Origin of the sequence: Citrobacter sp. CK202, assembly GCF_030333225.1 — a bacterium.
In the GTDB taxonomy this organism is placed as follows: domain Bacteria; phylum Pseudomonadota; class Gammaproteobacteria; order Enterobacterales; family Enterobacteriaceae; genus Citrobacter_B; species Citrobacter_B koseri.
Genome location: NZ_JAOWGI010000026.1, coordinates 486,563 through 504,485 on the forward strand (window position 1 = coordinate 486,563; position 17,923 = coordinate 504,485).

Consider the following 17,923-nt stretch of genomic DNA (forward strand, 5'->3'; position numbering starts at 1 on the left):
GCTAACCAAACGATTGCCTGGCTAACGCTGAAACGGTTTTTCCCATCATTCTGTGGTAGGGATAAAACCATCGGCGGAGCATCCTACCTGCAATTGTTAAACGACGCAAAACATACCCGGAAACGCAGCGTTAAGACGTCGTGCTTTTACGTGTGGTCAGCTCAGCCGCGCTGTGGTCACGATTCAGCCAGTAGCACGGTGAATCAACTACACTTAGCGTTTTACACGTTGTGGAGGCCGCATGATCAAAGTTTATGGCGTACCCGGCTGGGGCTCGGCAATTAGCGAAGTCATGCTGACTCTGGCGGAGATTCCGTATCAATTTATCGATGTGAAGGGGTTTGATGCCGAGGGGCCGCAGCGGGATCTGCTCCAGAAGCTCAACCCGCTGTGCCAGATTCCAACGCTGGCGCTGGAAAACGGAGAAATCATGACGGAGAGCGCCGCCATTGCGCTGATGATCCTCGATCGCCGTCCCGATCTCGCGCCGCCGGTCGGACACGCCGAGCGTCAGCAGTTTCAGCGTTTGTTAATCTGGCTGGTAGCGAACGTTTATCCCACATTCACATATGCTGATTACCCTGAACGCTGGGTGCAAAATGCCCCGGAGCAGTTGAAGAAAAGCTGCCTTGAATACCGTAAGGCGCTGTATATGTGGCTCAACGATCGGCTGATAGCGGAACCCTACGCCTTTGGCGGACAGCTAACGCTGCTGGATTGTTATCTGTGCGTGATGCGCACCTGGGGGCCGGGTCATGACTGGTTTCAGGACAATGCCCCGAACATTAGCGCGATTGCCGATGCGGTCTGCCAGCATCCACCGCTCCAGACGGTGCTGAAAAATAACGACATCATTTAGCACGGGCGGCGCCGATGATGGCCGTTAGCGCGCATTAACGGACACACCGTTCGCCGTTCCTGTGATAACGTGATATTCACTCAGACAATAAAAGAACAGGAACCTGCTATGCCGCACATTGATATTAAGTGTTTTCCTCGCGAACTGAATGACGAAGAGAAGGCCGCCCTGGCTGCGGAGATTACCGACGTCATTATCCGCCATCTGCAAAGTAAAGACAGCTCGGTAAGCATTGCGCTCAGTCAGGTTCAGCCGGATGCCTGGAAAACCGTCTGGGACGCGGAAATCGCCCCGCAGATGGACTCGCTGATTAAAAAACCTGGCTACAGCATGTAACGCTGTCAGCGCGCCCAACGATTCCGTCCGGCCTCTTTGGCCCGGTACAGCGCAGCATCGGCATCCGCTATCGTCTGTTCAGCGGTTTTGCCTTTCTCTGAGCAGGCGATACCCTGACTTACCGTGACGCTGTCACTTACCGTTGACGCCGGGTGAGGGATCGCCGCCGCTTCCAGCGCTTGTTGTATTCTCACCGCCACGCGTTCTGCGTCTTGCAACGTCGCGTCAAACAAAATAACAGCGAACTCTTCGCCGCCATACCGGGCGACCACATCTTCCGGGCTACGCACCGACTGAGCGAGTATATCCGCGACCTGACTCAGGCAGGCATCGCCGGCCGGGTGCCCGTAGGCGTCGTTATAGCGTTTAAAAAAATCGACATCGAGCATGATCAGCGCAAACGCATTTTGCTGTGCCGTTGCGCTATGCAGCAGTTTTTCCATTGCGCGCCGGTTTGCCGTACCGGTGAGCGGGTCGCGATGCGCAAGGTTATCCAGGCGCGAAATAAGCAGGTTGTTGTGTTGGTTCTGTCGCCAGGCTTCATCAAACCAGCGAATCAGCATAAAACGGCCGCCCAGCAAAATAAGCGAGAAAATGCCCCAGATCACCGCGAAATGAATATTCACTTTCTGATTCAAAACAACGCTGGCGACGGGGACGGTCAGCCATAGCGGGAGCAGAAAAGCGAGTACGCTCGGCGTATGAAAATAAAGTGCGATCACGGCGCTGAGTAATAACACCGCACAGAGAGGATAGGCGAACGTTAATTGCCAGTGGCTGATGAAATAATAACTGCACCAGGACCAGAACAGGCTAAGGGTGATTAATAATCCCTGCGTCAGCCAGGATTGCCGCCGGGAGGTAATCAACAGCAGGGCACAGACCAGCATAATGCCGATAACGGCGTCATCAATAGTGCGGACAATACGCATCTCTGCCAGATAGCGCGCGTGGGTATCGTGGAATAACGCGTCACGAAAAAAGATCATCAGCGCAAAACTGATATTCACAAAAGCAAACCACGGCAGGCTGAGAGTCATTCCTCGTCTCACCATATCCTCGCGAGTGGTCCAGATGGTATGTTTCGCTTTTCTGTTATCCTGAGCCATAGCGTTATCTGAAAAGTGGATGATAAACGGGGATGCCGGGGGGCATTTCGCCTTCAGCCCGCGGTAATTTTTTTGCCCGAGGTAACGAAGGTTCCCGCGCCTAAATGATGCAGGGTATTCAGTTTATCGTCATCAAACTGCCAGCGGCCTTCAATAAAAACACGTTCATCCGCCGCCGCCGAAACCACTTCGCCAAAAAGCGTGTCATATTTTTCCTGTGCCGACGTTGCGGGCAGCAGTCGGCATTCCATCCAGGCGAGGCATTTCTCTTCGATCATGGGTAAACCGAGCACCGGGCCTTTTACCACCGGGATGCCATAGCAGTTGAATTTATCTTCTTCGCGGCCAGAGACGCTGCCTACCGCATACGTCCAGTTCGTTGCCGCTACGCCGGGAATCACGATGCCAAACATACCGCTGCGTTCTATAAGCTCGCGCGACCAGGTGGTTTTATCCAGCACAATGGCAAGACGAGGAGGCTCAAACTCGACGGCATAGACCACGCCGCCGCCATAACATTCCGCCGCTCCGTGCGATCGTCCCGGCTGGTGATCAGAACCGTCGGGCCGTGATTTAACAGACGGCTGGCATGATGTAGCTCTACAGGACGAAAACGACTCATAGGTATGCCTCGTTCAGGGGGATTATCGTCTTATCGTAACGACACTATTGAAAATAGTGGCTAAAGGATACATGTGCAACGCACGTTATTGTACGTAATACCGCCAAAAATAAATCATACTCCAGGTTGAGAACCGCATCCGTGACATATTACGCCAGGCGGCGGGGTAACAGATTGCCGCCATCAGCGTAGAATCAGTTTTTTTGCGTGAACCCCTACAGACAGGAATGCCTTATGACGTCTTTTTTGACCGCCTATTTTGCCCGCATAAATTGGTCGGGCGCTGCCGAAGCTAATCTTGACACTTTACGAGCGCTGCATTTGCAGCATAACAGCACCATTCCGTTTGAAAATCTGGATGTCTTACTGCCGCGCGAAATTCAGCTCGACGATTTGTCGCTGGAGGAAAAATTGCTGACCGCCCGTCGCGGCGGCTATTGCTTCGAACAAAATGGGCTGTTTGAACGTGCTTTACGGGAGACAGGCTTTACCGTGCGCAGCCTGCTGGGGCGCGTCGTACTAACAAACCCGACCAGCTTGCCGCCACGCACGCACCGACTGTTACTGGTCGAACTGCAAGGCGAGCCGTGGATTGCAGACGTCGGATTTGGCGGGCAGACATTGACCGCGCCCATCCGTTTGCAGGCAGAATGTGAACAACAGACGCCGCATGGCGAATACCGTTTGCGACAAGAGGGGAATAACTGGATTTTGCAGTTTCGCCATCACGATCACTGGCAGTCGATGTATTGCTTCGATCTGGGGGTTCAGCAGCAGAGCGATTACGTGATGGGCAACTTCTGGTCAGCGCACTGGCCGCAGTCGCATTTTCGCCATCACCTGTTGATGTGCCGCCATTTGCCGGATGGCGGTAAGCTGACGCTGACCAATTTCCATTTCACCCATTATCAGGAAGGCCATGCGATAGAACAGCGTAATGTGCCGGATGTGGCGTCGCTTTACGCGCTATTGCAGGAGCAGTTTGGGCTGGGAGTCGATGATGCGAAGCACGGGTTTACCGAGGCGGAATTAGCGGCCGTTATGGCGGCGTTTGATACCCACCCGGAGGCAGGGAAATAACGTTTTGCGCCGGATGGCGGCTTACGCCTTATCCGGCCTACAGGGAGTATTTTGTAGGCCCGGTAAGCGTCGCGCCACCGGGCATGGGGTCAGGTCAGCGACGTGAGCGGACAATCTGGTAGCGGCGAGTGAAATACTCAAACGGCGCGCTCCAGACATGCACCAGACGCGTGAACGGGAAAATCAGGAAGATGGTCATTCCCAGCACCAGATGCGCACGGAAAATTGGCGCCACGCCGTCCAGATGCGCCGAAGCGCCGCCCTGGAACGTCACAACCGCCTGCGCCCAACCGACCAGTTTCAGCATCTCGCTTCCGTCCGGGTGTTGCGCGGAGAACGGTATTGTCGTCAGCCCGAGGATGCACTGGATCAGCAGGATACAGAGGATCAAAATATCCGCCGTGGATGAGCTGGCGCGCACGCGCTGATTAAACAGGCGCCGAATCAGCAGACCTGCGCCGCCGACCAGCGTCAGCACGCCGCAGACCCCGCCAAGAATCATCGCCATTTGCTGTTTCACCGCAATGGGCAGGAACCAGGCGTACATCCAGTGGGGCGTTAGCATACCGAACAGATGGCCGAAGAAGATCCCCAGGATGCCGATATGGAACAGGTTTGACCATAGCACCATGCCGCGTTTGTCCAGCATCTGGCTGGACGAGGCGCGCCAGGTGTACTGTCCGTAGTCATAGCGCAACCAACTGCCGAGAATAAACACCGTGCCGCAGAGGTAGGGGTAGATGTCGTAAAAAAAGACGTTCAGGTACTGTATCATTTCGGGCCTCCCGCGCTGACGTCGACATACTGTGGCGCCACGTCCTGGCTAAAGCGTCGTTGATAGTGTTGTAACGGAGAACTGTCACAGGCGGTGGCGTTATCTTCGATAAACTTCACCTGTTCCTCTTCCCAGACAGCATCCAGCGCCTGACGGGTATCGTCACGCGCCTCGCCGCCGATCTGCTGTGTGACACTGTCACTGGAAAGTGGGCTACCCGCTAGCGATAGCAGGGCGTCAAACAGCTGATACCACGGCGTTTCCCGTTGTTTTAAACGCCCGCCCAGCAGCGCGAGGATCGGCGCGATGTTCTGCAATCCCTCCCGCGCTTCTGCTTCCGGCAGCACGCTCAAATACTCCAGATAGAGCGGCAGATGGTCGGGTAACTCGCGGCAGTCAAGTTGCAGTCCCACCTTTTCATACTGGGCCAGCAGATCGACCATCGCCTGGCCCCGATCGCGCGATTCCGCATGAACGTGTTCAAACAGCAACAGCGACGTCGCGCGCCCACGATCAAAGATTTCGCACCACTGCGCCTGCTTATCCAGCAGCGGGGCGTTTAACAGCTCAGTGGTGAAGTCGGTGAGCATTGGCGCGTCATGGCGAATAAGCGCGATGGCGTCGTCACGGCACTCCCACAACAGCTCATCCGGGTACTCCATCAGCAAGCCAATAATCTTGAGGATCTGCATTATTCGCCCTCCGCCTTATCGCGTACTTCGGTGATGTTGATGGCGTCAATGCGGCTGCTGTTAAACAGGTTAAATTTGGTGTCGGAACCGTGGCAGCCATCGCCGAAGGTGAAGCCGCAGCCGTTACGCTCAGGGAAGGCGTCACGCGCCATTTCACGGTGGCTGGTTGGGATCACGAAACGGTCTTCGTAGTTGGCGATCGCCAGGTAGCGATACATCTCTTCCACCTGTTCCACACTTAAGCCGACTTCCTCAATAGCACGGGTGTCCGTAACGCCTTCCACCGTCTGCGAACGCATATAGTGGCGCATCGCCATCATCCGTTTCAGGGCGCGCAGCACCGGGCCGGTATCGCCTGCGCTCAGCATATTGGCAAGGTACTGCACCGGAATACGCAGGCTTTCGATCGCCGGAAGCACACCTTCGGTTTGCGGCAGGCCGCCAGCATCGGCATAAGACTGAATTGGCGACAGCGGCGGCACGTACCAGACCATCGGCAGGGTGCGGTATTCCGGGTGTAACGGCAGCGCCAGCTTCCAGTCCATCGCCATTTTGTAGACCGGGGAACGCTGAGCGGCCTCAATCACGTTTTGCGGAATACCCTGTTTCAGCGCTTCTTCAATCACCGCCGGATCGTTCGGGTCAAGGAACACGTCGCACTGACGCTCATAGAGATCGGTTTCGTGTTCGGTACTGGCCGCTTCTTCAATGCGGTCCGCGTCATACAACAACACGCCGAGATAGCGAATACGGCCAACACAGGTTTCCGAGCAGACGGTCGGCTGACCGGATTCGATACGCGGATAACAGAAAATGCATTTTTCTGATTTGCCGCTTTTCCAGTTGAAGTAGATTTTTTTGTACGGACAACCGCTGATGCACAGACGCCAGCCGCGACATTTGTCCTGGTCGATCAGCACAATGCCATCTTCTTCACGCTTATAAATCGCGCCGCTCGGGCAGGTCGCCACACAGCTTGGGTTAAGGCAGTGCTCGCACAGACGCGGCAGATACATCATGAAGGTGTTTTCGAACTGGCCGTACATCTCCTTTTGCATCTTCTCGAAGTTACGATCGCGGGCACGTTTTGAAAATTCGCCGCCGAGCAGCTCTTCCCAGTTTGGCCCCCAGACAATTTTGTCCATCCTTTTGCCGTCAATCAGCGAACGCGGGCGGGCGGTGGGCTGGTTTTTGCTCTCCGGCGCGCTGTGCAGATGCTGATAATCGTAGGTAAACGGTTCGTAGTAATCATCGATTTGCGGGATCACCGGGTTGGCGAAAATTTTGGTGATAACGCCCATCTTGCCGCCCAGACGCGGTCTTATCTTGCCGTTGACATCGCGAACCCAGCCGCCTTGCCACTCCTCCTGATCTTCCCAGTTTTTCGGATAGCCGATACCGGGTTTTGTCTCAACGTTGTTAAACCACGCGTACTCCATACCTTCACGCCCGGTCCAGACGTTTTTACAGGTGACGGAGCAGGTGTGGCAGCCGATGCACTTATCAAGGTTGAGAACCATGCCTACCTGTGAGCGTATTTTCATTTTTTCGCCTCCTGTACCTGATCCCGACCTTCATCATCCAGCCAGTTAATATTTTTCATTTTTCTAATCATGATGAACTCGTCGCGGTTCGATCCGACCGTACCGTAGTAGTTAAAGCTGTAGGCCAGCTGCGCATAGCCGCCGATCATATGGGTCGGTTTCGGGCAGACGCGCGTAACGGAGTTGTGGATCCCGCCGCGCATCCCTGTGACTTCAGAACCCGGGATATTCATGATGCGTTCCTGAGCGTGGTACATCATGGTCATACCCGGCGGCACGCGCTGGCTGACCACCGCACGCGCGGTGAGGGCGCCGTTGGCGTTGAAGGCCTCGATCCAGTCGTTATCCTCAATGCCCAGCTCACGGGCATCAGTTTCACTGATCCAGACAATCGGCCCGCCGCGCGACAGCGTCAGCATGAGCAGGTTTTCGCTATAGGTGGAGTGAATGCCCCATTTCTGGTGCGGCGTGAGGAAGTTCAGCGCTTTTTCCGGGAAACCGTTCGGCGGGATTTCGCGCATTTCGCTGACGCTACGAGTGTCAATCGGCGGACGGTAGGCCACCAGACTTTCCCCGAAGGCGCGCATCCAGGCGTGATCCTGATAGAGCTGCTGACGACCGGACAGCGTGCGCCACGGGATCAGCTCATGAACGTTGGTGTACCCGGCATTGTAAGAGACATGCTCGCTTTCAAGACCGGACCAGGTCGGGCTGGAGATAATTTTGCGCGGCTGGGCCTGAATATCCCGGAAGCGGATTTTCTCGTCTTCTTTGTTCAGCGCCAGATGAGTATGATCGCGCCCGGTAATCGCGCCCAGCGCCTCCCAGGCTTTGACGGCCACCTGACCGTTGGTTTCCGGCGCCAGCGCAAGGATGACCTCAGAGGCGTCCAGCGCGGTGTCAATCAGCGGGCGACCTTTCGCCGGGCCTTCGCGTTTGGTGTAATTGAGTTTACCGAGGAAATCGACTTCGTTTTCCGTATTCCAGGAAATGCCTTTCCCGCCGTTGCCCAGCGTATCCATCAACGGGCCGAGGGAGGTGAACCGCTCATACGTCGCCGGATAGTCGCGTTCCACCACCGCGATGTTCGGCGCGGTTTTACCGGGGATCAGATCGCATTCGCCTTTGCGCCAGTCGAGAATATCAAACGGCTGCGCCAGCTCCGCCGGGGAGTCATGCTGTAGCGGTTGCAGCACCACATCGGTTTCTTTGCCAAGATGCCCCACGCAGACATCGGAGAACACTTTGGCGATCCCTTTGTAGATTTCCCAGTCGCTTTTCGATTCCCACGCCGGGTCAACAGCAGCAGACAGCGGATGAATAAACGGATGCATATCCGAGGTATTCATGTCGTCTTTTTCATACCAGGTGGCGGTCGGCAGCACAATATCCGAGAACAGGCAGGTGCTGGACATACGGAAATCCAGCGTCACCAGCAGGTCGAGCTTGCCTTCAATGGCGGCCGTTTGCCACTCCACATCTTCCGGTTTGACGCCGTCACTGGACCCCAGCGCCTCTCCCTGAATGCCGCTTTCAGTGCCCAGCAGGTATTTGAGCATGTATTCATGCCCCTTGCCGGATGAACCCAGCAAATTCGAGCGCCAGACGAAGAGGTTGCGCGGGTGGTTTTTACCGCTGTCCGGCTGCTCGCAGGCAAAACGAATATCCCCCGACTTCAGCGCCTGTACGGTGTAATCGGCAGGGGATAATCCGGCCTGTTCCGCTTTGCTTTTCAGCGTGAGCGGGTTGAGATTGAGCTGAGGCGCGGAGGGCAGCCAGCCCATACGTTCAGCTCGTACGTTGAAATCAATTAAATGGCCGGTAAAGCGTGAGGAATCAGCCAGCGGCGACAGCAGTTCCTGCGCGGTCAGTTTTTCATAACGCCACTGGCTGGCGTGATTATAGAAAAACGACGTGCTGTTCATCTGACGCGGCGGGCGGTTCCAGTCCAGCGCAAACGCCAGCGGCAGCCAGCCGGTTTGCGGGCGTAACTTTTCCTGCCCCACGTAGTGCGCCCAGCCGCCACCGCTTTGCCCCACGCAGCCGCAGAACACGAGGATGTTAATCATCCCGCGATAGTTCATATCCATGTGATACCAGTGGTTCACACCGGCACCGAGGATGATCATGGAACGGCCATGCGTTTTATGCGCGGTATCGGCAAATTCCCTGGCGATCGTTTCGATGTGACGACGCGGTACGCCGGTAATCTGTTCGCCCCAGGCGGGAGTGTAGGCCTTAATTTCCGCGTAATCTTTGGCGCTGTGATCGTCATCCAGACCACGGTCCAGGCCATAATTCGCCAGCACCAGGTCGTAGACGCTGACGACCGGGCAGAGGCTGCCATCGGCCAGGGTAAGACGCTTCACCGGCAACTGGCGCACCAGAACCGGTTCTTGCTTCACGCTGCGAAAATGCGGGTTCTCATTACCGCCAAAGTAAGGGAACGCCACGCCAGCGACATCATCATGCTGGCCCAGCAAGGAGAGGGTCAGTTCCGTTTCGTTGCCTGCCGCCAGCGGCTCAAGATTCCACTTGCCTTTCTCGCCCCAGCGAAAGCCGATGGAACCGTTCGGCACCACCAGTTCACCCGCGCGGTTATAAGCGACGGTTTTCCATTCCGGGTTATTGGTTTCACCCAGCCCGTCGACCAGATCGGACGCCCGCATCATGCGACCCGGCACATAGCTGCCGTCTTCGCGCGCTTCAAGCATGACCAGCATCGGCATGTCGGTATAGCGGCGACAGTAATTCAGGAAATAGTCGCTGGGGTTATCGAGATGAAACTCTTTGAGGATGACGTGGCCCATTGCCATCGCCAGCGCGCTGTCAGTACCTTGCTTCGGCGCCAGCCACTGGTCGCACAGCTTGGCAACTTCTGAGTAGTCCGGCGTAATGGCAATCGTCTTGGTGCCTTTGTAACGCACTTCTGTGAAGAAGTGTGCGTCCGGCGTGCGCGTTTGCGGCACGTTAGAGCCCCAGGCGATGATATAGCTGGAGTTGTACCAGTCTGCGGATTCCGGGACATCGGTTTGCTCGCCCCACGTCATCGGCGATGCGGGCGGCAGATCGCAGTACCAGTCATAGAAACTCAGACAGGTTCCGCCGAGCAACGAGAGATAACGAGTCCCGGCGGCGTAGGAGACCATCGACATCGCCGGAATCGGCGAGAACCCGGCGACACGGTCAGGGCCATAATTTTTGACGGTCCAGACGTTGGCCGCCGCGATCAGTTGATTAAGTTCTTTCCAGTTAGAACGAATAAACCCACCGCGTCCACGCACCTGCTTGTAGCTTTGGCACTTTTGCGGATCGTTCATGATCGACTCCCACGCCAGTACCGGATCAGGCTGGCGGGAAAGGGCGTCACGCCACAGTTCAATCAGGCGTTTACGCACCAGCGGATACTTCAGGCGGTTAGCGCTATAGAGATACCAGGAATAACTGGCGCCGCGTGGGCAGCCGCGCGGTTCATGATTAGGCAGATCCGGGCGGGTTCGGGGGTAGTCCGTCTGCTGCGTTTCCCAGGTCACCAGACCATTTTTAACGTAGATTTTCCAGCTACAGGAGCCGGTGCAGTTCACGCCATGCGTGGAGCGCACGATTTTATCGAACTGCCAGCGCTGACGATAACTGTCCTCCCAGTCCCGGTTGGTGTGCATCACCTGACCGTGACCGTCCGCAAAAGTGTCGCCTTTTTGCTTAAAATAGCGAAAGCGATCCAACAGTTTACTCATGACATTTCTCCTGCTCCATAATGTGTCAGGCGGTCTTGTAGGCCGGATAAGGCGCTGCGCGATTGCCTGATGGCGACGCCCGGCGTCTTATCCGGCCTACGTCCGAACCTGTGATGAATATGTTTTATTTTTTTGTTGCTGCCGGTTTACGGCGACCATAAACCAGCCAGGTCACCAGTACGCAAACGATGTAAAACACCAGAAAGATTTTCATTGCGCCAACCGGCGAGCCGGTCAACGCCAGAGAAGAACCAAAAGCTTTAGGGATAAAGAAACCGCCGACTGCGCCAATCGCAGAGATAAAACCGAGGGCGGCGGCCGTATCGGTCACGGCTTCACGCTGGGCCTGCGCATCTGAGCCGCCGCGCAGTTTCACCCTGTAGATCGTGATCTGGCGGAAAATGACCGCAATCATCTGGAAGGTCGAGCCGCTTCCCAGGCCCGCCGTCAGGAAAAGCCCCATAAACACCAGATAGAAGGCGATAAAACTTCCTGAGCCGGAGCCCGGTAATGTCAGAAACAGCAGGGCGGTAAACAGCGCCATGAAAACGAAGTTAATCAGCGTGACGCGAACGCCGCCAAACTTGTCAGAAATAACGCCGCCCGCAGAACGCGCAAGCGCGCCGATAAACGGGCCAAAGAAGGCCAGTTGCAGAATATTGACGTCGGGAAACTGGGTTTTCGCCAGCATGGCGAATCCTGCGGAGAAACCGATAAAAGAACCAAAGGTGGCGAGATAGAGCAGGCTGAGCAGCCAAAGGTGAAAGCGTTTCAGCACCGGCAGTTGAGACGCGACAGAGGCTTTCGAACTGGCGATATCATTCATCCCGGTCCAGGCTGCGAGGGTCGCGATAAGCAATAACGGCACCCAGATCCACGCGGCGTTCGTCAGCGAAAGCAGCGAGCCATCGGGCTGCGGCACGCCCTGTACGCCCAGAAAAGTGAACATGGGCAGGAAAATCACCAGCGGGGCGACAAGTTGCATCACGCTGACGCCAAGGTTGCCTAAACCGCCGTTCACGCCGAGGGCGCTACCTTGCTTTGCTTTCGGGAAGAAAAAACTGATGTTGCCCATGCTGGAGGCAAAGTTAGCGCCAGCAAAACCGCACAGCAGCGCAATGATAATAAATACTCCAAAAGGGGTGGATGTGTTTTGCACCGCAAAACCGAGCCAGATACAGGGAATAATCAGAATAACTGTGCTAAAAATCGTCCAGCGACGCCCGCCAAATATAGGTACCATAAAGGAGTAGGGCACGCGTAATATAGCCCCGGACAGCGAAGGTAAAGCGGTTAATAAAAAGAGCTGGTCAGTGGTGAAATTAAAACCAATCTTATTCAAATTAACGGCGACGGCACTAAATAACATCCAGACGCAGAATGCGAGCAATAAACAAGCCACTGATATCCAAAGATTTCTTCGGGCAATGTGTTTACCTTTGTTTTCCCAGAAAGCGGGTTGTTCTGGCCTCCAGTCACTCAAAAGATAACGATTATTTTTCTCATTTTGTAGCGCCATATTGCCCTCACACGCACACGTCGTTCATGAAAAAAAAGAAATAAGTCCAGGAAGGGCGCGCGGGCCCTTTTTAGAATTTATTGAAGACTTTTAAGAATATTGATTGAAAGGATAGATAAAAAAGCGAGACCACGAGGAGTGAAGGGCGGTTAATAAGTTGCTTAAGTGTTACTAAATGTAAACATAAAAGACACATCGTTAACTAACGCATAACATCAGCGAAATAACTCCAGCGTAATCATGCGGTCCAGATGCTGCTGGTAGGCAGGGTCGGTCATTTCAGGCATACCGAGGGCGTACATGCCGTCCAGTCCGCAGGCTAATGCGATTAATCGCCAGGCGACATCAGCGGCGGCTGAGGCCAATGAAAATTCACCCGCTTCCTGACCGCCTTCAATGATGGCAGTCGTTTCTTCATGCCACATTTGCATGGTCAGCAGGTAGGCGCTTTTAATTTCCGGGTCGTTATCCGCCAGGATCTGCGCTTCCCGCCAGAGTTTAATGTAGGGCTCTAATCCGCCATCGTCACTCCCCAGCATGGCGTGCAGCCGCATGCGCCAGGTGCAGTGCTCGGGCACCAGACTGGCATCCAGCAAGGTGCGAATCAGACGAACGAATACCTGAGATTTAAGCTCGCCCGAACTGCTGAAATGGTGGTGGAGTTGCCCGGTCGCGACGCCGGCTTCCTGCGCGATTCGCCTTACCGTCATGCCGCTCAATCCCTCTTCCAGCGCGACGCGCATTGCCGCTTGCAGGATCACCTCACGGCGCTCATCCCGATTCAGATAACTCATGGCTTTCTCCCATTTTCGCAGTTGGCGCAGTGTAACAAAAAGCTGGACATGCGTTCAACTTTCCGTAGGATCGCGAGAGTTGAACATGTGTTCAGTTTTTGCTTTCAAAGGACGTTTTATGTTTCGTCAGTGGTTAACGTTAATGATTATTGTACTGGTCTACATCCCTGTTGCGATTGATGCAACGGTGCTGCACGTTGCCGCACCCACGCTGAGCATGACGTTGGGCGCCAGTGGCAACGAGCTGTTGTGGATCATTGATATTTATTCTCTGGTGATGGCAGGGATGGTATTGCCGATGGGCGCGCTGGGCGATCGAATCGGCTTTAAACGCCTGCTGTTGCTGGGGGGAGGCTTATTCGGTCTTGCGTCGCTGGCGGCAGCGTTCGCCCACAGCGCCAGTTGGCTGATTGCTACCCGCGCGATTCTGGCTATCGGCGCGGCGATGATTGTTCCGGCGACGCTGGCCGGTATCCGCGCCACGTTTTCTGAGGCCCGTCACCGTAATATGGCGCTTGGCGTCTGGGCGGCCGTAGGGTCGGGCGGCGCCGCGTTCGGCCCGCTGGTCGGCGGTATGTTACTGGAGCACTTTTACTGGGGATCGGTCTTCCTGATCAATGTGCCCATTGTCCTGGCGGTGATGGCGTTAACGGCGCGCTTTGTGCCTCGCCAGTCCGGTCGCCGCGATCAGCCATTGAACTTTAGCCATGCGGTCATGCTGATTATCGCCATCCTGCTGCTGGTATACAGCGCGAAAACCGCGCTGAAAGGGCAACTGGCCAGCGGCGTTATCGCCCTGACGCTGATGATCGGCGCGCTGTTGTTGGGCATATTTATCCGCACGCAGCTCGCGGCAGCGCGCCCGATGATCGATATGCGTCTGTTTACGCATCGCATCATTCTGAGCGGCGTTGTGATGGCGATGACGGCGATGATCACGCTGGTCGGCTTCGAGTTGCTGATGGCGCAGGAGCTTCAGTTTGTTCATGGCTTAACGCCGTATGAAGCAGGGCTGTTTATGCTGCCGGTGATGCTCGCAAGTGGATTCAGCGGCCCCCTTGCCGGGATGCTGGTTTCACGACTGGGATTGCGAACAGTGGCGACTGGCGGCATGGCGCTAAGCGCGCTGAGCTTTTATGGCTTGGCAATGACGGATTTCAGCACGCAGCAATGGCAGGCCTGGTGCCTGATGGCGCTGCTGGGTTTTAGCGCCGCCAGCGCGTTGCTCGCCTCTACTGCCGCCATTATGGCCGCCGCGCCCGCAGAAAAAGCGGCGGCGGCCGGGGCGATAGAAACCATGGCCTATGAACTGGGCGCCGGGCTTGGCATTGCAATCTTTGGCTTGTTGTTAAGCCGCAGCTTTTCCGCATCTATCCTGCTTCCTTCCGGCCTGAATGCAGAGGAAATCGAACGCGCATCGTCGTCAATGGGAGAAGCGGTGCAGCTGGCGGATACGCTCTCGCCTTCACTTGGTGAGGCGATACTGGACGCCGCCAGACAGGCGTTTACCTGGTCGCACAGCGTGGCGCTGAGCAGTGCCGGAAGCATGTTAATTCTGTTAGCGGTAGGGATGTGGTTTAGTCTGGCAAAAGTAAAACGCGGCTAACCTAATGTGCTAATTGACAGGGGTAATCCATCGCTTCGATCTCTTTACCGCTCAGGCGAGCGTATTGCCCCGTCAACCGCCAGAACGCAGGTTGCGTTTCGGTATAGATTTCGGCTGCCAGGATCAGACGACGCCGCTCATCTTCGGTTAATTCCAACAGCGTCCAGGGCATAAAATAGCGGTCGCTTTCCGTCAGCCGGAACCACAGCGGACACCCACAACCTGAACAGAAGTAGCGTTCGCCACGCAAAGAAGAAGAGAAGTGAGAGGGCTCTGGTGAATGGGGAGCCATAAGCGGACGACCGCAGGCTTCCAGGTACATCGCAATACCACCAGACCATTTTTGACACAGCGTGCAGTGACAGGCATAAACATCGAGCATTTCAACGTCAACGGTAAAATGACTCTGCCCACAGAGGCAACGTCCTGTGAACGTTTGCACGGCATACTCCTTATGACCGAGGCATACAAAACAAGATAAAAAGCCAGCCCGCTATGGACTGGCTTAGAATTACGCTACAACAGACTTAGAACTGGTAGTTCAGACCAACAGCAACCACGTTGTCAGTGCTCACACGAGCATCTTTAGTGAAGTTGGTATCGTCCAGCAGGTTGATTTTGTAATCAACGAAGGTAGACATGTTTTTATTGAAGTAGTAGGTCGCACCTAAATCAATGTATTCAACCAGATCCTGGTCGCCCCAGCTACCGATGTCTTTACCTTTGGATTTCAGGTAAGCGATGGACGGACGCAGACCGAAGTCGAACTGGTACTGAGCAACAGCTTCAAAGTTCTGAGTCTTGTTAGCAATATGATCGTCACCGAAAGTGGTCATGTTCAGCGTTTCAGAGTAAGTTGCAGCCAAATAGATGTCGTTTGCATCATATTTCAGACCTGCTGCCCATACTTCTGCATTTTTACCGTTAGCGTTAAAATTGCTTGCTGCATTGACTTGTTTGTCAGTACGGTCAGATTTCGCATAGGTAGCACCTACACCGAAGCCTTCGTATTCATAAGTTGCAGACAGACCGAAACCATCACCATTAGCTTCTTGAACACCGTCACGGTCGTTTTTGCCCTGGTACTGAGCAGCAAAGTTCAGACCTTCAACCAGACCGAAGAAGTCAGTATTACGGTAAGTTGCAACGCCGGTAGTACGGCCAGTCATGAACACGTCAGTCTGGGTCCAGGTATCGCCACCGAACTCAGGCAGAACGTCGGTCCATGCGCCGATGTCATATGCAACACCGTAGTTACGACCGTAATCGAAGGAACCAAATTCAGCGAATTTCAGGCCTGCAAATGCCAGACGAGTTTTGTCTTTGTCAGAACCCTGGTTTTCAGAACGGTTGCCTTTAAATTCATATTCCCACTGGCCGAAACCGGTCAGTTGGTCGTTAATCTGAGTTTCACCTTTGAAGCCCAGACGCGCATAAGTTTTATCACCATCATTACCGGTATCATCAGAGAAGTAATGCTGAGCGTGAACTTTACCGTACAGGTCCAGTTTGTTGCCGTCTTTGTTATATACCTCAGCTGCGTTTACCGCACCTGCTGCCAACAGGGTAGTCACTGCCACTGCAACTAATTTAAGTTTCATTTTAATTAATCCTTATAATTTTCTTAGCGTGTTTCCTAAACCATTTCTAAACGAGGCCGCTTGTCAATGGCAGACTATTTTTAATAGACGTCGTGGTACTAATTCAATAATAAGTTTCATAAGATTACAAATTATTTGAAGTTGTGTGATCCAGATCTACATAATAGATCTCATGGTATTAATTTTAGATGGGTATATCCTGAGATAATATATTTTCAAAAGGAATTGTTTTGCGGGTGATGGTTTTATTGTCTCTAGTCACGCTTGCTGACTATATACGAAAATACAGTTACAAATGAACATAAAATGCTTTATTTTATCAATTGAATATCATAATTTTAACAAAAACAAAACAAGTGATGAAGTATTATACACTCCGTTCGCCATTCATCAGCAACAACAAATTTTCATTTAAATAACTATATGGCAAGAAGCCAGAAAAAAAGCAAATAAGAATTTTCGAAGAAATAACGCCGATCGCAATATTCATTTAACCGAAATTAATACAGCAGGAAGAGAGTCGGGGCAGCCACAGAACTCGAAAGATAATCCGCCCCGACCACTTACTTCAGGCGCGACGCGTCGCTAACCAACAAAGCAGGGAACCCGCACACACCATAACCGCACCTTGCCAGAATGAAAATGACAGCGGCGCGCTTAACAGGACAGCGGCCAGCGCAGATGACAGTACCGGGGTAAAATAGGACCCCACAGCCATAATCGTGACGTTGCCATGCAAAATACCCACGTTCCATGCTGCATAAGCAAATCCTAACGTCAGGGCAGCAGAAAACAGTTTGATAACGACAGGCGTGCTAAAAATCATCTCCGGCTGCGGCGTCAGAAAATAATGTACCCATAAACTTGCAGCAGTGAGGAGGACAAATATCGTAATGCCATTAAACCCTCTGGCATATTTGTTAGTGACGGTACAGTAGGTTGCCCAGATAAATGCGCCGAGAAAAGCGAGAAAATAGCTTAATGGGCTGGTTGCAATATTGCTGATAATTTCATCAGCATGGAGTCCATGTTCACCGCCTAAAACCCAACAGACGCCGGTTAACGCGACAATTAATCCAGGAACAACCAGCCAGGTTGTTTTTTGTCCATTGAACAAAATAGCAAAAAGAATCGTCAGGCTGGGCCATAAATAGTTGACCATGCCGACTTCAATCGCCTGGTGACGCGTTGCTGCATATCCCAGCGAGAGCGCCAGACATATTTCATAACTGACAAACAGTACGCTGCCAGCGATTAAATAACGAACAGGAAAACGACGAATATTGGGGAACCCAACGGTAAAGATGAGCAATAATCCGCTTAGCGAATAAATAGCGGCGGCGCCGCCAACAGGCCCAAGTCCTTCACTTACCCCACGAATAAGCCCGACCATCGTGCTCCAGAGTACGATGGCAATAAGTCCAATTAACGTTGCTTTTTGTGTCGTCATTCTCTCCGTTTATCCCCATTCCTGGTCAAAAAAATATCGCTGAAATTTATAGCACTTTTACACCTTCCCGCGCTAATTCATTGTCTTTCTGATACTCCTTTGGTGGTATATAAACTCGACAAAAAGAACTATTTAGTAGCGGAACCGATTCGTTATTGATTTGACGCAAAAAAGTTATGGATATTGCTGTTAGTTTCCT

14 protein-coding genes and 1 pseudogene are annotated in these 17,923 nt (G+C 53.7%); 4 read left to right on the forward strand and 11 right to left on the reverse strand.

The genetic code is table 11. The features are described from left to right. Positions 1–241: 241 nt before the first annotated feature. Positions 242–859: a glutathione S-transferase family protein gene (locus OGX84_RS15110; RefSeq protein ID WP_049009879.1), complete on the forward strand. Its 618-nt coding sequence runs from the start codon at positions 242–244 to the stop codon at positions 857–859. Positions 860–967: 108 nt separating this feature from the next. Continuing rightward, positions 968–1,195 carry a tautomerase PptA gene (gene pptA, locus OGX84_RS15115; RefSeq protein WP_049009881.1) on the forward strand — a complete coding sequence of 76 codons (228 nt, stop codon included), beginning with the start codon at positions 968–970 and terminating at the stop codon, positions 1,193–1,195. A gap of 5 nt (positions 1,196–1,200) precedes the next feature. On the opposite strand, the gene OGX84_RS15120 is transcribed toward pptA, so the two are convergent. Together OGX84_RS15120 and OGX84_RS15125 are read right to left on the reverse strand one after the other, a co-directional pair. Continuing rightward, positions 1,201–2,250, reverse strand: coding sequence for a GGDEF domain-containing protein (locus OGX84_RS15120; protein ID WP_181574540.1), 1,050 nt, complete (start codon positions 2,248–2,250; stop codon positions 1,201–1,203). 107 nt (positions 2,251–2,357) lie between these two features. Further along, positions 2,358–2,926, reverse strand: a pseudogene (locus OGX84_RS15125) (flavin reductase family protein). Positions 2,927–3,160: 234 nt separating this feature from the next. Here OGX84_RS15125 and nhoA point away from each other — a divergent pair. Continuing rightward, complete coding sequence (nhoA, locus tag OGX84_RS15130) at positions 3,161–4,006, forward strand: N-hydroxyarylamine O-acetyltransferase (RefSeq protein ID WP_110494254.1); 846 nt, start codon at positions 3,161–3,163, stop codon at positions 4,004–4,006. Positions 4,007–4,100: 94 nt separating this feature from the next. On the opposite strand, the gene narI is transcribed toward nhoA, so the two are convergent. The 6 genes from narI to OGX84_RS15160 all read right to left on the reverse strand — a co-directional run bounded on the left by narI (position 4,101) and on the right by OGX84_RS15160 (position 13,067). Beyond that, positions 4,101–4,781: a respiratory nitrate reductase subunit gamma gene (narI, locus tag OGX84_RS15135; protein WP_012132374.1), complete on the reverse strand. Its 681-nt coding sequence runs from the start codon at positions 4,779–4,781 to the stop codon at positions 4,101–4,103. Further along, the gene (gene narW / locus OGX84_RS15140; protein WP_112002080.1) at positions 4,778–5,473 is read right to left on the reverse strand and encodes a nitrate reductase molybdenum cofactor assembly chaperone; all 696 of its coding nucleotides are present in this window, start codon (positions 5,471–5,473) and stop codon (positions 4,778–4,780) included. Before narW ends, narI begins: the two co-directional genes overlap by 4 nt. Continuing rightward, complete coding sequence (gene narH / locus OGX84_RS15145; protein WP_012132376.1) at positions 5,473–7,017, reverse strand: nitrate reductase subunit beta; 1,545 nt, start codon at positions 7,015–7,017, stop codon at positions 5,473–5,475. Before narH ends, narW begins: the two co-directional genes overlap by 1 nt. Continuing rightward, a complete protein-coding gene (locus OGX84_RS15150; RefSeq protein ID WP_058669180.1) occupies positions 7,014–10,754 on the reverse strand; it encodes a nitrate reductase subunit alpha in 3,741 nt (1,246 codons plus the stop codon). The genes narH and OGX84_RS15150 overlap by 4 nt, the downstream gene beginning before the upstream one ends. A gap of 124 nt (positions 10,755–10,878) precedes the next feature. Continuing rightward, a complete protein-coding gene (locus OGX84_RS15155; RefSeq protein ID WP_012132378.1) occupies positions 10,879–12,273 on the reverse strand; it encodes a NarK family nitrate/nitrite MFS transporter in 1,395 nt (464 codons plus the stop codon). A 215-nt stretch (positions 12,274–12,488) separates the two neighbouring features. Next, complete coding sequence (locus OGX84_RS15160; protein WP_058669179.1) at positions 12,489–13,067, reverse strand: TetR family transcriptional regulator; 579 nt, start codon at positions 13,065–13,067, stop codon at positions 12,489–12,491. Between the two features lie 118 nt (positions 13,068–13,185). Between OGX84_RS15160 and OGX84_RS15165 the strand changes: the two genes are divergently transcribed. Continuing rightward, entirely contained in the window at positions 13,186–14,673 is a 1,488-nt protein-coding gene (locus OGX84_RS15165; protein ID WP_112002082.1) for an MFS transporter, read from the forward strand. A 1-nt stretch (position 14,674) separates the two neighbouring features. On the opposite strand, the gene OGX84_RS15170 is transcribed toward OGX84_RS15165, so the two are convergent. The 3 genes from OGX84_RS15170 to yddG form a co-directional block, all read right to left on the reverse strand. Next, positions 14,675–15,115, reverse strand: coding sequence for a GFA family protein (locus OGX84_RS15170; RefSeq protein WP_024130326.1), 441 nt, complete (start codon positions 15,113–15,115; stop codon positions 14,675–14,677). An 85-nt stretch (positions 15,116–15,200) separates the two neighbouring features. Further along, entirely contained in the window at positions 15,201–16,274 is a 1,074-nt protein-coding gene (ompD, locus tag OGX84_RS15175) for a porin OmpD (protein ID WP_112002083.1), read from the reverse strand. Between the two features lie 568 nt (positions 16,275–16,842). Beyond that, positions 16,843–17,724 (reverse strand): aromatic amino acid efflux DMT transporter YddG, encoded by an 882-nt coding sequence (yddG, locus tag OGX84_RS15180; protein WP_012132385.1) that lies wholly within the window; start codon positions 17,722–17,724, stop codon positions 16,843–16,845. Between the last annotated feature and the right edge of the window lie 199 nt (positions 17,725–17,923).